The sequence below is a fragment of the Pusillimonas sp. ANT_WB101 genome (assembly GCF_008369125.1).
Lineage (GTDB): Bacteria > Pseudomonadota > Gammaproteobacteria > Burkholderiales > Burkholderiaceae_B > Allopusillimonas.
In genome coordinates this window covers 726,597-740,499 of record NZ_VOAY01000002.1, presented here as the reverse complement: position 1 = coordinate 740,499, position 13,903 = coordinate 726,597, and the positions used below count along the sequence as shown (strand labels likewise).

The following is a 13,903-nucleotide window of genomic DNA, read 5'->3' as shown; positions in this document are numbered from 1 at the left end:
CTATGCAGACCACAGGTGTCGCCATTGTGGGCGGCGGATTAAGCGGTCTTTACGCCGCCTGGTTGCTGGAGCGCCAGGGCATCCGGGATTATGTGCTGCTGGAAGCGCGTGATGCGCCCGGTGGCCGCATTGTATCGGTGTCTGCGTCGGGGCAACCCACCCCCGGCACGTCGGGGGCCATCGACCGATTCGACTTGGGGCCCACGTGGTTCTGGCCTGACTACCAGCGCGAGCTATACCGCCTTGTGGACGATCTTGGGCTTGAATGCTTCGAGCAGTTCGAGATAGGCGACATGATGATGGAACGCTCACCCGATGAGCCGCCCATGCGTACGCGCGGCTACGTAAATTCTCCAGCCTCCGTGCGCCTGATCGGCGGCATGGGTGCGCTGACCGACGCTCTGCGTCGCGCTCTGGGCCCGGAGCAGATATTCACCGGCCAGAAGGTGTCTCACTTGCGCCATACGGAGTCGCATGTTGAGCTGGACAGCATCGATGCCTTCGGCCACGTCACGACCTGGCGTGCCGAGCATGTGCTGCTGGCGCTGCCGCCGCGGCTGGCCGAGAACACCATTACGTTCGAACCTGCCTTGCCGCCGGTGCTGGCTCAGAAGTGGCGCGAGACGGCGACGTGGATGTCATCCCATGCCAAGTACATTGCCATCTATGAAACGCCGTTCTGGCGCGAACACGGCTTGTCCGGCGAGGCTCGCAGTGCACGCGGGCCACTGGGTGAGATCCACGACGCCTCCATGCCTGGCGGCAACGCGGCACTGTTCGGCTTTTTTGCCGTGCCGGCGAGCGTACGCAAGAACGTCGCCGATGTCGTTTTGCGCACGCATTGCCGCGCACAGCTGGCACGCCTGTTCGGGCTGCAGGCAGCTACGCCCCGTGCCGAGATTATCAAAGATTGGGCGCAGGATCCTTATACGGCCGCGGCCACCGATCTGAACGGGGCGAGCCATCATGCTCAAGCCCCCGTCGCCACGGCTGAGTCCGGTCCATGGCATAAACGCCTGACCGGCATCGCCAGCGAATGGTCGCCACAGTTTCCCGGCTACGTTGCCGGCGCTATTGAAGCTGCAGGCCTGGGTGTGCAGGCTCTGAAGTAACAGCTCTGGTCACGCGCCGCATACATGCGTACACTTCCTTACATGCTACGTATCCACAATCTCAGTAAGCGCTATCACGATCAATTAATATTTCAGGGGCTGACGCATAGGTTCTCCTCTGGGTGTATAGCGCTGTGCGAAGAAGACAGCACCGGCAAATCTAGTTTGCTGGGCATTATTGCGGGCGTTATCGCACCGGATGCCGGAGACGTCTGGGTCGATGGGCATTCGCTAACCCAAGCGCCACAACAAGCCAAAGCCCGCATAGCCTATGTGCCCAACGATTGCCTGGCGTTTCCTGCCCAGACGGGGCGTGAGTATCTCGAAAAAATAGCTGCAGAAAAAAACACAACACTCGACGATGCCGTGCTTGATCTGGCATACGAACTGGGGCTGGAACCGCATCTGGACAAGCGTTTCGAGCAGATGTCGACGGGCACGCGGCGCAAGGTTTTCCTGACCGCCGCTGCCTTGGGCGACCCGGCCGTCATTATTGCCGACGGCCCCAGCAACGGGCTAGACGCGCAGGCCCGCGCCGTATTGGCCGAGCAGTTTAAAACCTGGTCCCAAGATCGTATTGTGCTGTTTGCCAGCCACGATGCTGAGCTGGTACAGGCTTGCGGGGCAACGACAATGAATATTGCTGAACTGCGTTAAACGGCGGTGAAAGAGTAGCCTTGCGGCAGCTTTATGGAAAATGCCTGAGCAGATCGAGAGCACGTACGATGCTTTGAAGCGCCAATTCGGCAATGTGGGTCGTGTGTGGATCCTGTTCCAACAGATAATCATAGAGGCGAAGCAGATCGGACTCTGCATCCTCAGTAAAGCGGACTGAATAGCTTACTATACGCCGCGCTTTTCCTTGGCCTGTTTCAAACTTGACCACAGCTGATCCAGTACCGTGTCAGGCTCGACGTAACGCCCGGATTTATGCGACTTTTCACGTGACGCAAGGCCACGATTCAGAAACTCGGCTTGGTGTTTGCGCAATTCTATCTGGGCGCGGACGGAGTATTCGATTAGCTGGGGCAGGGTTTCGCCATCATACAACGCCTCTTCGGCATCGTGACGAAGCTGTGGGTCAACACCTAACGAAGGCAGTGTGGCAGTTTTCATTGCAAGCTCGTAAATGGAAATGTATTGCTTTTGCAAAGCATTTTGCTGAGTGGGTTCGGTTGTGGCAATGTTTGGAGGTTTACCAGGGTGGATGGCCAGATGCCAAGGCAAAGGGGCCGACCTCTCAGTCAGCCCCAAGTTATTAGCCTAACCGCCAAACTGGTTGATGTTGCACAATCAGGCAGCCGCTTACCGTGGGTCAGGCGTCATTCGCAGGTATGGCTTAAGTTCTTTGACGCCTTTTGGAAACATCTTTTTGGCATCGTCGGTGGAAACCGATGTGGAGATGGCGACGTCTTTGCTATGGCCTTCAACCCCCCAGTTTGCCGGTGTACCCACTTTGTGGTCATGCGTAAGCTGCAGCGCATCAAGCACACGTAGTATTTCATTGAAGTTACGGCCCACGCTCATCGGGTAGATGAGTATCAGGCTAATCTTTTTTTCGGGGGAAATCAGAAACACATTGCGCACAGTCTGGTTATCGACGGGCGTGCGTGTGGAGACATCTCCAGAGGCGCCGGCAGGCAGCATGTTATACAGCTTGGCAACCTTCAGGTCGACATCACCAATAATTGGATAATTGGGTGCCGTGCCTTGGGTTTCACCGATGTCTTGGGCCCATTTCTTGTGATCGGCTACAGAATCGACAGAAACGGCAAGAATCTTGGCGTTGCGTTTATCGTATTCTGCCTTTGTGCCAGCCATAAAGCCTAGCTCGGTGGTGCAGATCGGCGTGAAGTCTTTGGGGTGTGAAAACAATACACCCCAAGAGTTACCCAGCCATTTATGAAAACTGATTTTTCCTTCGGAGGTTTCGGCTTCGAAATCGGGTGCAATATCACCTATTCTTAACGACATGCTAACTACTCCTTTTGGTTATTAACAGCAAATTAGGTACTACTTTCCAACAGAGAAAACGATGTCTACTTCCGGCTATGTCTCCACGTATGACTCATCGAGACACCCGTAATAAGTGACTGTGCGTGCGATAAAGTCGACACCGTAGCGAATCACCCCTGCACGCCAGGAGGCCATCAAAAATTGTTCAAATGTGCGGTTTCCGGCCTTGTCCACGCGTAACGCCCTGATCAGTGCTGCTGGGTCAAATTGCGGTACATCAGCGGCACCGGATAACAATGGCGCGCCTTGAATGATCACCGGGCCTTTGACGGTCAGATATAAGCTTTGGCATGAGGGTAAGAACCACACGTTGCTTTGCACCCCTGCACGGCGAAGGGTCTCGGCCAAATACGGGAAACCGCCAACCTTGGGAAACGTGGCCATTGCTCGTTGCTCTGCCGCTTCCAGGTTTGCTATTGCCGTGCTCATTCAGTTGCCTCTAGAAAATGTGCCGCCATAAATTTGTTGCTTGCTTTGCGATTTAATCCACGGGAATGGTGCTGATACGATGAACATCCGCAAGCCTGCTTAACAAGCCGCGAAGCGTGGCTCGTTCGTCAGAACTCAGGGCGCCAAAAAAATGTTCATCATTTTGATTGGCAATCGCGGTGAGCTCAGGCAAAACCTGTACGCCTTTTGGTGTTAAAGCAAGATACCGAACGCGGTTGTCGCCGTCACTGGTCATGCGAGAGATCCATGCTTTCTCTTGCAGTTTGTCTAAAATTTTAGAGATTGCACCACGCGTTACACCCATGGCATCGGCAAGCTTGGCCGGGGTCATGTCTGCCCATCTTTGGATCTGATTTAGCGCGACCCATTCGGCTACTGAAACACTACGCTCTTGTAAGGCGCGAGCGAAGTTGCCCGATACATTGTTTGACACAAGCCGCAGCCAATACCCCAGGTGTATATCAAGCGTAGACGAGGACTGACCCGACGTTTTCTGACCGCACACAAAGCACCTTACCTGTTTGTTTCCATGGAAATCAATATAGTTTCTATGGAAACCTATGTCAAGGTACACGCGAGATTTGCATTGTTGCTATGACTCACTGGTTGACGGTTTCAGGCGAAATACGGATTGACGATGCGTGGATGATGGCTTCTACGTGGGTGAGAGTCGCTATAGATCAATCTCGGCTAAATCACGGTAGTACAAAATTATCGCGGTGGTATCCTGTAAAGGTAGATATACCGATGATGCCGTTGCCAGTAGTTTGGGCTAGCAGATCGAATATAACGGAGCGCGACATAATGAGTCGACACGGCAGGTACGGAGAAGGGTGGTGAACACCATGCCACAAGGCGCTCCTTTGCATGCTCAACCAGCCGTCTCACTTAGTGACGACACCCTGCTTGATTCTCTGCAACGTGCTGCGTTTGGTTATTTTTTGCAGGCGGTTAATCCGGTCAATGGGCTTATTGCCGACACCTCGCGTGAAAACTCCCCGTGCAGCATAGGTGTGGTCGGGTTTGCATTATCCGTCTACCCCATCGCCGTACAACGTGGCTGGATGTCTCGTGCCGACGCCATTGAACGCAGTGTCACCGTGCTAAGTTTTTTCCATGACAGTGATCAAAGTGGGAAGCCGCAGGCCACCGGTTACAAGGGTTTCTATTACCACTTTCTCGACATGCATAGCGGTACGCGCATGTGGAGCTCTGAGCTGTCGATGATTGACACAGCATTGCTGCTGGCTGGCGCGCTGACAGCGGCCAGCTTCTTCACCGAGCACACTGCCGAAGAAACCCGGGTGCGTAAGCTGGTCGACACGCTGTACAGGCGGGTCGACTGGTGTTGGGCGCAGGACGGCAAGCCGACGTTGCGACAAGGTTGGAAGCCTGAGTGCGGGTTTTTTCATTACGGTTGGGACGGTTACAACGAGGGCATCGTGTTGTATGTGCTGGCCTTGGGCTCGCCGACGCACCCCATTAACAGTGATCACTACGCGGCGTGGACGAAAACATACCAATGGGAAAACCTGTACGACATTGATTTTTTATACGCCGGGCCGCTATTTATTCACCAGTTTTCGCACGCTTGGCTCGACTTTCGCGGTATTCGCGATCAGTTCATGCGCGAGAAGAACTGTGATTATTTTGAGAATAGTCGGCGTGCAACACAAGTGCAGCGCGAATATACGCGACGCAATCCGCACAGTTTCCGGGGTTACGATGAAGATTGCTGGGGCCTGACGGCTTGTGATGGCCCTAGCCAGCAACAGCCTGAACTGGCGCACGAACGCCGCCGTTTGTTCGGTTATGCCGCGCGCGGCGTGCCATACGGCCCTGATGATGGCACGCTCAGCGGCTGGGCTGCGTTGGCATCGCTTCCGTTCGCACCCGAAGACGCTTTACGCTCAGCGCGGCGCATGCTGGCTCGCTATCCTGAGATGTTGCCCGCGGGGCAGTATGCCAGCAGCTTCAATCCAGGTTTGGCCAAGGCGGAACACGCCGCCTGGGTTTCGGCGGGCCACTATGGGCTCGACCAAGGCATTGTGCTGATGATGATTGAAAACTATCGCAGTGGACTCATTTGGCAACTGTTGCGGGGCTATCCCGCGATTCGCTCAGGTCTGCGCCGTGCAGGCTTTCGCGGTGGATGGTTATAGCGCATGCCTATCTGCGCAGCCTCTCTGGTTTCCGAACGTCTCACCGCCGCGCCGCCCGACGAGGCCGAGCGCGAGCGGCGCGCTCATGTACGCCCACCCGACTGGAAGAACCCGACACCGGCCACGCGCTATGACCTGGTGGTTATCGGCGGCGGCACGTCCGGGCTGGTGGCAGCCTATACGGCGGCGGCGCAAGGAGTGAAGGTCGCGTTGGTCGAACGCCGATTACTTGGCGGTAATTGCCTGAATACCGGCTGTGTGCCGTCTAAGGCACTCATTCGCAGCTCACGCTTGTACGCTGAAATGCGCGAGGCAGTCCAATTCGGCGTTGAGACACCAGCGAGCATCCCCGTCGACTTTGCCATGGTAATGCGACATATGCGAAAGGTTCGTGCTCGCTTAAGCCGCGGCAGCTCAGTGCAGGAGCTAGTGACGGCGGGTGTAGACGTCTTCTTTGGGCAGGCGCAATTTACCGGGCCCGCTGCACTGGAGGTGGAGGGGGCCGTGCTGCACTTTCGCAAGGCGGTTATCGCCACGGGTGCACGATCGGATGTGCCGTCGATTCCAGGCCTGGAAGCCGCAGGTTTTCTTACCAATGAGCACGTCTTCAATATTGTTGAGTTGCCGCCGCGACTGCTGGTAATAGGGGGTGGCCCCCTTGGTTGTGAAATGGCGCAAGCGTTCTGCCGTTTCGGCTCGCATACAACAATCGTGCAGCATTGGCCGCTGTTTCTGCCGAAAGAGGAGCGCGACGCGGCACAGATTTTGTCTGACGCGTTTTCTCGCGACGGCATCGAAGTGCGATTGAATACGGAAGTGGTCAGTGTGCGGGTGGAGGGCGGCCAGAAGCTGGTTGATCTGGTTAGTGACGACTACCACAGCACCATCGCGGTGGATGCGATTCTTACAGGCACCGGCCGTATGCCTAACGTCGAGGGCCTGAATTTGAAGGCGGCTGGTGTCAATTTTGATGATGATCGCGGCGTGCATGTCGATGATTTCATGCGCACGAGTAATCGCCAAATCTATGCCGCCGGCGATGTCTGTTTAGAGTATAAGTTTGACAATACAGCCGACGCCAGCGCACGCATCGCGGTGCATAACGCCTTACGTTTGAGCCGCCAGCGTTTCAGTAAATTGACCATACCCTGGTGCACCTACACCGATCCCGAGGTCGCCCATGTAGGCATGTATGTGCGCCAAGCGCGTGAGCGCGGCATTCCGGTAAAGACCTTTACTATTTTAATGCACGATGTTGATCGTGCAGTCGTCGACGGCGAAGAGGCGGGCTTTGTGAAAATTCATGTGCGCGAGGGCAGCGACGAGATTTTAGGCGCGGCGATTGTCGCTCGACATGCCGGCGAAATGATTAATGAGATTACCCTGGCGATGGTCGCCAATGTCGGTTTGCGCGGACTGAGCCGCGTGATGCATCCATACCCGACCCAGGCTGCGGCGATCACAAAGGCGGCGGATGCCTGCGAGCGTGCCTACTACCGACTGCCACTATGGGCACAGTTGCGACACTGGCTGCAGCGACGTTAATTGCTCGCTTGAGTGCGACTGCCCACGGGCGTGTAGTAAGCGCGCATCAAGTCATTAGCCAACCACCCGCCACGTCAAGAATCTGGCCAGTAACAAACCTGGCCTGATCCGAAGCGAAAAACATGCAGGCATCGGCCACTTCTTCGGGTGTGCCCAAGCGCTTAAGTGCCGTCACTTGTTTGACGGCATCGTTTGTTTCTTGCGATACGCTTTTTAATAGCGGCGTGTTGATTCTGCCGGGAGCCAGACCGTTGACGGTAATGTTGTACTCACCCAATTCAGCGGCCCAATGACGGGTGGCACCGATGAGTGCCGCCTTGGTGGCTGCGTAATGTGCTGCCACGATATCGCAGTACGCCTTTCCGGCAACCGACGACATGTTAATGATGCGGCCCTCTCGCTTTTGGATCATGCCTGGGGTGACCAGACGAGACATGTAAAAAACGCTGTTCAGGTTTACTGAAACAACCTTATCCCATTCTTCTGGTGGCATCTCCCATACTTTCAGAGCCCGACCATCATGCTTGGGCGAAATGCCGACATTATTTACCAAAATATCAATATCGCCCAATTTGTCTTTGATGGCGGCGTGGGCTGACTCGCACTCTGCAAAGTTTGCAACATTGGCGTTTACGTAAAAGACAGTATGGCCTGCTGCACTCAGCTCGTCCTGGAATTTTTTGCCGGCTTCAGCGTTCAGGTCTACCAGACCTACGCGCGCACCCTCGGCCACCAAGGCGTGAACAATGGCCGAACCTATGCCGCCTACTGCCCCGGTAACCAAGGCAACTTTATTGGCCAGCCTCATATAGCGTCCTTGATCTTCAGTGCGATTTTGCCAATGTGACGGCTGCTTTCCATGAGGTCATGGGCCTTGCTCACTTCGTTCATGGGGAAGACGGTATGAATGATCGGTGTGCACCGACCTTTTTCCATTAATGGCACCACCTGTTCGCTCAAGGCTTTAGCGATTTCTCCTTTGTCTTCATCGCTGCGTGGACGTAGCGTCGAACCCGTAAACGTCAAACGCTTGATCATTACAGGCAGGGCATCGATCTGCGTTTTGCTACCTTCAAGAAAAGCAATTTGAACCAGGCGGCCGTTGAGTGCCAGGCTATGAATGTTTCGGTTGATGTAGTCGCCGCCCACCATATCCAGAATGACGTCCATGCCATAGCCGTCGGTCATTTCTCGTACCACTTCCTTGAAATCTTGCTCTTTGTACAAAATGGTGTGTGCCGCGCCGGCTTTCTTGCAGGCCTCGGCTTTTTCACTGTTACCAACCGTGGTCCATACTTCGGCACCAAAAGCGTTAGCAAGCTGGATGGCAGTTAAGCCAATGCCGCTTGAGCCACCATGAACCAGAAACTTTTCGTCTTTGCGCAAGCTGCCACGTTCGAACAGGTTGGTCCAGACCGTGAAGTAATTTTCAGGGATGCAGGCAGCGCTCAGCATGTCCAGACCTTTTGGGATGGGCAGGCAGTGACGCTCATCGGCCAGGCAGTACTCCGCATAACCGCCGCCAGGGGTCAGGGCGCAGACTTCATCGCCTACCTTGCGGTCATGTACGTCGGGGCCAACGGCGGTGATTACGCCAGAAACTTCCAGGCCTAAATAGGGCGATGCACCGGGTGGGGGTGGATACATCCCCGAGCGTTGCAAGATATCAGGGCGGTTTACTCCGGCGTAATGCACTTGGATCAGAACTTGCCTGCCTGCAGGCGCAAGCATGTTCTGTTCTTTAATTTGCATGCAATCAGATGCACCACCATTGCCATGATCAATAAATTTAAATGTAGACGACATGTTTTTCTCGGTTAACGAATAATTAATGGCCCAGATAGGCTTTCTTGATATGGGCATTGCCCAGAAGCTCTGCACCTGTGCCGGTCATGACGATGGCACCGTTTTCAAGTACATAACCTCGGTCAGCCAAACGCAGCGTTTTGAATACGTTTTGCTCAACGAGCAGAACCGTTACGCCGTGGTTGGTGATGTCGCGCACAATATCGAACATCTGCTGCACCAGTATGGGTGACAGACCCAGAGAGGGCTCATCGAACATCAGCAGTTTGGGGTTGGCCATCATGCCGCGCGCAATGGCAACCATTTGCTGCTCGCCGCCCGACAACGAGCCGGCCAGCTGATTCAGGCGTTCTTTCACGCGCGGAAAAATCTGCAATACTTCGTCCATTTTCTGGTGAACAATAGGGCGCGCAGATCGTTTGAATGACCCCATGATCAGGTTGTCGCGTACGGTAAAGTGAGGAAACAACTGTCGACCCTCAGGGATCATGCTGATGCCGCTTTCGACCACGTCATAGGTTGAGCTTCCGGTTATGTCCCGGCCTTCAAACTCAATTTTTCCCGATGTGGGCATAATCACACCGCACAGCGTCTTAAGTGTGGTCGTTTTTCCCGCGCCGTTGGCACCGATCAGTGTGACGATCTCGCCTTTGTTTACTTCGAAGTTAAGACCGTTGAGCACCTGGGTTTTGCCATAGCCCGACTGTAAGTTTGATACTTTAAGCATCGGCGTACTCCTTGCCCAGATATGCTTCGATGACGGCAGGGTTTTCGACCACCTCTTGAGGAGGGCCGCTGACCAGGACTTTGCCTTCATTAATAACAATGATTCGGTCTGACAGTGCCATCGTGGCCTGCATCATGTGTTCAATCAGCAAAATAGACACACCAGAATCGCGTATGCGACGCAACATCTGTACGGCTTTCTCCACGTCTGATGGGTTCAGGCCGGCCATGACCTCATCGAGCAACAAGATATTTGGTCGAATAGCCAGTGCTCGGGCGATTTCCAGGCGTTTCATGCCACCGACGGTCAGGTTGCGGGCTTCGGTATTCAGGTACTTGGTCAGATCAGTTTGTTCTGCAATATCGAGTGCGGCCTGCTCGGCTTCTTCTCGATCGGCCGTGTTAATGAACGCGCCAAGCATAATGTTCTCGAGTACTGTCAGGCCCGTGAATGGTTTGGCCGTCTGAAAAGTGCGGCCGAGCCCTTTGTGAGCAAACTCGTCAGGTGATTTGCAGTGAACCCATTTGCCATCTCGGTCGAGCAGCGAAACCGTGCCCTTGTCGGGCGCAAGAAAGCCGGACATCTGGTTGAAGACCGTGGTTTTGCCCGCGCCGTTGGGCCCGATAATGGCGAGTATCTCGTTTTTGTAGAGTTCCAGCGATACATTGTTGGTCGCCTTCAGACCGCCAAAGCTTTTGTATAACCCTTCAGCTTTTAATACAGGCATGCCGGGTTTAAGCGTATGGCCGCTTTCCATCTCGTGCAAATATTTCTGCTTGATGGGTCTTGTGCCAATATAGGGCAACCTTGCCAGAAACTTTTCTACTCTGGGGCCAAATGCGCCCGCCAGCCCATGAGGAATGGTCAGCACAACGACCACCAGGATAATGCCGTAGACCAAACCGTGCATACCATTGCCGACGCTGCTTAGCCACCCGCGAGCCAGCTCGGCAATGGGCAACACCAGAAATGCGCCGGCGATAGGGCCCGATATAGTGCCTAAACCGCCGATAAGGGCGAACATGGCGATCTGTATCGATAGCTCAAGGGAAAAGGCTGAGGCGGGTTCAACAAAGGTCAGATAGGTAATGTGGAACGTGCCGATAACGCTGGTGAGCATGGCAGAGATGACCGCTGCCCGGATTTTCATTTTTGCGGTTGCGATACCTACTGCCTTGGCGGCATCTTCGCGTTCTCGGATGGCAATCAGGTAATGGCCCATGCGCGACTTGCGTACATACCACGAGGCCCAAACCACCATAATAAATAAGAAGAAAGCGATATAGACGTAGTTGATTTTTTCACGAAAAACAATCCAGGCCCAGCCGATATTCAACGGAAGGCTGATGCCGCTGGAGCCGCCTGTCCAGCTTTCTTCGTGAATGACTAACAGGCGCACAACTTCCAGAATGGCGATGGTCGCTAATGCAAAAAACGGACCTTTCAGGCGCAGTGTGGGGTAGCTGATAATAATCGCAACCACGCCCGAAATAGCCGCCCCGACAAACATGCCGATCCAGGGAACTATGCCAAAGTTCTGGGTTAACAGCGTGGAGGTATAGCCGCCTATTCCGTAGAACACGGCATGACCCAGAGACAGCTGGCCCGCATAACCGCCTACGATGTTCCAGGCTACTGATAGCGCCGCAAAAACAAAAAGCAGCACGAATAGGTTGGTCCAGAATGAACTGCCCATGACCACAGGGATCAGGAGCATGATGGCCAGCAGTATTACGCTGACATAGGCCTTGGGGCTACGAAAATCAGGAAACAAGGCTCACTCCTTTTATTCTGTGCCGAAGCCGAAAAGGCCGTTCGGACGCACAACGAGTATCAGCAGGAAAATGCCGAAATAAACAACTTCTTTTAAGTCGGGAGCGATGTAGTATCCGGCCATTGTGTCGATAACACCAATAATCATGGAGCCCGCGACGGCACCATAAAGGCTGCCCATGCCACCGAGCACCACAATCACAAAAGCTGTGAGCACAAAGTAGGTACCCACGGTAGGGAAGACTGGATACTGCGGCGCCAGCAGGCCGGCCGCGATGCCTACAAAGGCGGTGCCTAGGCCAAACGCAACGATATATACCGTTTTTACGTTAATGCCCATTAGCATGGCCGCATAGCGATGCTGCGCAACTGCACGAAGTGCACGGCCAAGATAGGTGCGATGCATAAACATGTGCAGCAGTACGGCCAGACATAGCGCGACAACGAATGTGACGATTTGGCCGGTTACCATGGTGAAGCCGCCCACCGTAATGGCACTCGTACCTGTTTCAACGGAGGCCCGATATACGTTTGCACCGAACAGCACAAGTGCCAGATTCAGCAAAATAGTCGAGAGCCCGACGGTAGCAAAAATCTGTATGTGCTCATCAGCGTCGAGCAATGGCTCAATGATGATCTTTTGCGTCAAACCGCCAAGCGCGAACAGGACGATGGCAACCGGGACCAAGCCCACGTACGGGTGAATGCCAAAATTGGCAGCCAACAGATAGATCATGTACATGCCGATCATCAGAAATTCGCCGTGTGCGAAATTGATCACCCGCACTACACCGAAAATCAATGTAAGCCCCAGGCTGATAATCGTGTAAGCCCCACCTAGCAGCAGTCCGTTAATGAGCAGCTGAATAAAAATATCCATGGCGCAACCTTATGAAGCATGAAAAAACCAGGCATCCAAATGGATGCCTGCTTTTTTTCAACGGGCTATCGTTATTTCTTATTGAAAATCGGCTTGCCCAAGGCTAGGTTTTCAGGCAATACCGTAACCAGTTTGCCGTCTTGCCATTGCATGGTGTAGAACGTAGAAGCCTTGTTTTGGCCATCTTCGCCAAAATCAAAGGCCCAGCCGTTAGCGGTAGATCCAGCGGGCTTCTTGTATGCCAATACAGCTTCACGGATTTTGTCCGCATTGGTCGACTTGGCATTGGCCATGGCTTCAAGAAAGGCTTTTGCACCAACATAGTTGGCCAGGCTGTGCCCCGATTGCGGTCCGCTGTTGTAAGCGGTCTGGTAATCACTCAAGAATTTTTCAAGACCGGGGGCGCCAGCGGGGTTGATGGACGCCTGCGGAAAGTCCAGGTCAAAGACGCCGTTGATGTCAGGACCGACAGCTTTGGCGGTGTCTGCTAACGAATAGCCGCCACCTGCACCAACGATGACATCAGGGTTAAATCCGGCGGCTTTGGCCTGGCTGAAAAACAGAATGGCATCGTTCTGATACGCGGTATGCAGCACGACGTTTACGTTTGCACCTTTCAGTCTGAGAATCAGCGAAGACAGGTCGACGGTCTTGTTCGAATAGGGCAGTACTTCTGCTACTTTGTAGCCCAGTTCACCGGCGCGCTTTTTCTCGGTGGCGCCGACGTCAGTGCCGTAGGGGCCGTCTTCGTGGATGATCCCGATGACGATATTATCCTTGTTCATGCCCATGCCTGGTGCGATGGTTTTATCCAGTGCATCAACGACGGCTACACCATAAAGGCCTGTATTCGGGTTGCTGCGAAACAGGTATTTATAGCCGCGCGTAGTAATCTTGTGCGCCGTAGCGCCCAGTTCAAAATACGGAATGCCTGCCAGCTCAGTGACAGGGGTGGCAGCATACGAAATGCCTGATGCATAGCTGCCGAACACGGCAACAACGCCTTCGGAAGTTAGGCGCTTGGTCTCAGAAACGGCCTGGGTAGGATCAACCGCGTCGGCCTTCAGTATGACAATTTTTTCGCCATTCAGTCCACCGGCAGCGTTCGCTTCGTTAACGGCAATTTCCAGCCCGCGAAAGCTTTCTTGTCCCAGAAGGGCAAGGGCACCGCTAAATGGGAATACGGCACCAACCTTTACATCAGCTGATGCGGCGCCTGTAACCAGAACACTGCATGTCGCGAAGGCCAGCGCTATTTTGTTCAGTTTAAACATGTGTGTAGGCTCCTGCTTTTATGTGTAGGAATCAGAGGGCGAGCCCATTGTCTCCGGGCTGGAAAATATATGATATATGTTGTTGAAAGCGAAAACGCCTCCGTGCCATTCTAATTATCAGGGGTCATTGGCGAATCAGTGATTTCCCTAGCTGCGGG

The 13,903-nt window shown here is 54.2% G+C and carries 14 protein-coding genes; 4 read left to right on the top strand and 10 right to left on the bottom strand.

Translation table 11 applies throughout. The annotated features are described in order from the left end of the window. The first annotated feature begins 2 nt into the window (after nt 1–2). Together FQ179_RS12355 and FQ179_RS12350 are read left to right on the top strand one after the other, a co-directional pair. Nucleotides 3–1,112, top strand: coding sequence for an FAD-dependent oxidoreductase (locus FQ179_RS12355; RefSeq protein WP_149397571.1), 1,110 nt, complete (start codon nt 3–5; stop codon nt 1,110–1,112). Nucleotides 1,113–1,154: 42 nt separating this feature from the next. Further along, entirely contained in the window at nt 1,155–1,769 is a 615-nt protein-coding gene (locus FQ179_RS12350; RefSeq protein ID WP_149397716.1) for an ATP-binding cassette domain-containing protein, read from the top strand. 186 nt (nt 1,770–1,955) lie between these two features. Here the strand turns inward: FQ179_RS12350 and FQ179_RS12340 are convergent, their stop codons facing one another. The 4 genes from FQ179_RS12340 to FQ179_RS12325 form a co-directional block, all read right to left on the bottom strand. Continuing rightward, nucleotides 1,956–2,228: a prevent-host-death protein gene (locus FQ179_RS12340; RefSeq protein WP_149397569.1), complete on the bottom strand. Its 273-nt coding sequence runs from the start codon at nt 2,226–2,228 to the stop codon at nt 1,956–1,958. Nucleotides 2,229–2,417: 189 nt separating this feature from the next. Continuing rightward, a complete protein-coding gene (locus FQ179_RS12335) occupies nt 2,418–3,086 on the bottom strand; it encodes a peroxiredoxin (protein ID WP_149397568.1) in 669 nt (222 codons plus the stop codon). A gap of 75 nt (nt 3,087–3,161) precedes the next feature. Next, complete coding sequence (locus FQ179_RS12330) at nt 3,162–3,557, bottom strand: DUF1398 family protein (protein WP_149397567.1); 396 nt, start codon at nt 3,555–3,557, stop codon at nt 3,162–3,164. 52 nt (nt 3,558–3,609) lie between these two features. Continuing rightward, entirely contained in the window at nt 3,610–4,011 is a 402-nt protein-coding gene (locus tag FQ179_RS12325; protein WP_255474968.1) for a MarR family winged helix-turn-helix transcriptional regulator, read from the bottom strand. 412 nt (nt 4,012–4,423) lie between these two features. On the opposite strand from FQ179_RS12325, the gene FQ179_RS12320 reads away from it, so the two are divergent. After that, a complete protein-coding gene (locus tag FQ179_RS12320; protein ID WP_149397565.1) occupies nt 4,424–5,740 on the top strand; it encodes a glucoamylase family protein in 1,317 nt (438 codons plus the stop codon). A gap of 3 nt (nt 5,741–5,743) precedes the next feature. After that, complete coding sequence (locus tag FQ179_RS12315) at nt 5,744–7,285, top strand: mercuric reductase (protein ID WP_149397564.1); 1,542 nt, start codon at nt 5,744–5,746, stop codon at nt 7,283–7,285. Nucleotides 7,286–7,331: 46 nt separating this feature from the next. Here the strand turns inward: FQ179_RS12315 and FQ179_RS12310 are convergent, their stop codons facing one another. The 6 genes from FQ179_RS12310 to FQ179_RS12285 form a co-directional block, all read right to left on the bottom strand. Continuing rightward, on the bottom strand, nt 7,332–8,093 hold the full coding sequence (locus FQ179_RS12310; RefSeq protein ID WP_149397563.1) for an SDR family NAD(P)-dependent oxidoreductase: 762 nt from the start codon (nt 8,091–8,093) through the stop codon (nt 7,332–7,334). Next, nucleotides 8,090–9,091 carry an NAD(P)H-quinone oxidoreductase gene (locus FQ179_RS12305; RefSeq protein WP_149397562.1) on the bottom strand — a complete coding sequence of 334 codons (1,002 nt, stop codon included), beginning with the start codon at nt 9,089–9,091 and terminating at the stop codon, nt 8,090–8,092. The genes FQ179_RS12310 and FQ179_RS12305 overlap by 4 nt, the downstream gene beginning before the upstream one ends. Nucleotides 9,092–9,113: 22 nt before the next feature. Beyond that, nucleotides 9,114–9,818, bottom strand: a complete 705-nt coding sequence (locus tag FQ179_RS12300; protein WP_149397561.1) for an ABC transporter ATP-binding protein — start codon at nt 9,816–9,818, stop codon at nt 9,114–9,116. Further along, nucleotides 9,811–11,592, bottom strand: coding sequence for an ATP-binding cassette domain-containing protein (locus FQ179_RS12295; protein ID WP_149397560.1), 1,782 nt, complete (start codon nt 11,590–11,592; stop codon nt 9,811–9,813). Before FQ179_RS12295 ends, FQ179_RS12300 begins: the two co-directional genes overlap by 8 nt. Before the next feature lie 12 nt (nt 11,593–11,604). Next, the gene (locus tag FQ179_RS12290; RefSeq protein WP_149397559.1) at nt 11,605–12,471 is read right to left on the bottom strand and encodes a branched-chain amino acid ABC transporter permease; all 867 of its coding nucleotides are present in this window, start codon (nt 12,469–12,471) and stop codon (nt 11,605–11,607) included. A gap of 71 nt (nt 12,472–12,542) precedes the next feature. Next, a complete protein-coding gene (locus FQ179_RS12285; protein ID WP_149397558.1) occupies nt 12,543–13,745 on the bottom strand; it encodes an ABC transporter substrate-binding protein in 1,203 nt (400 codons plus the stop codon). Nucleotides 13,746–13,903 lie beyond the last annotated feature (158 nt).

Coding starts and splice junctions, on each gene's coding strand:
- FQ179_RS12355 (WP_149397571.1), top strand. CDS start 3: ATGCAGACCACAGGTGTCGCCATTGTGGGCGGCGGATTAAGCGGTCTT.
- FQ179_RS12350 (WP_149397716.1), top strand. CDS start 1,155: ATGCTACGTATCCACAATCTCAGTAAGCGCTATCACGATCAATTAATA.
- FQ179_RS12340 (WP_149397569.1), bottom strand. CDS start 2,228: ATGAAAACTGCCACACTGCCTTCGTTAGGTGTTGACCCACAGCTTCGT.
- FQ179_RS12335 (WP_149397568.1), bottom strand. CDS start 3,086: ATGTCGTTAAGAATAGGTGATATTGCACCCGATTTCGAAGCCGAAACC.
- FQ179_RS12330 (WP_149397567.1), bottom strand. CDS start 3,557: ATGAGCACGGCAATAGCAAACCTGGAAGCGGCAGAGCAACGAGCAATG.
- FQ179_RS12320 (WP_149397565.1), top strand. CDS start 4,424: ATGCCACAAGGCGCTCCTTTGCATGCTCAACCAGCCGTCTCACTTAGT.
- FQ179_RS12315 (WP_149397564.1), top strand. CDS start 5,744: ATGCCTATCTGCGCAGCCTCTCTGGTTTCCGAACGTCTCACCGCCGCG.
- FQ179_RS12310 (WP_149397563.1), bottom strand. CDS start 8,093: ATGAGGCTGGCCAATAAAGTTGCCTTGGTTACCGGGGCAGTAGGCGGC.
- FQ179_RS12305 (WP_149397562.1), bottom strand. CDS start 9,091: ATGTCGTCTACATTTAAATTTATTGATCATGGCAATGGTGGTGCATCT.
- FQ179_RS12300 (WP_149397561.1), bottom strand. CDS start 9,818: ATGCTTAAAGTATCAAACTTACAGTCGGGCTATGGCAAAACCCAGGTG.
- FQ179_RS12290 (WP_149397559.1), bottom strand. CDS start 12,471: ATGGATATTTTTATTCAGCTGCTCATTAACGGACTGCTGCTAGGTGGG.
- FQ179_RS12285 (WP_149397558.1), bottom strand. CDS start 13,745: ATGTTTAAACTGAACAAAATAGCGCTGGCCTTCGCGACATGCAGTGTT.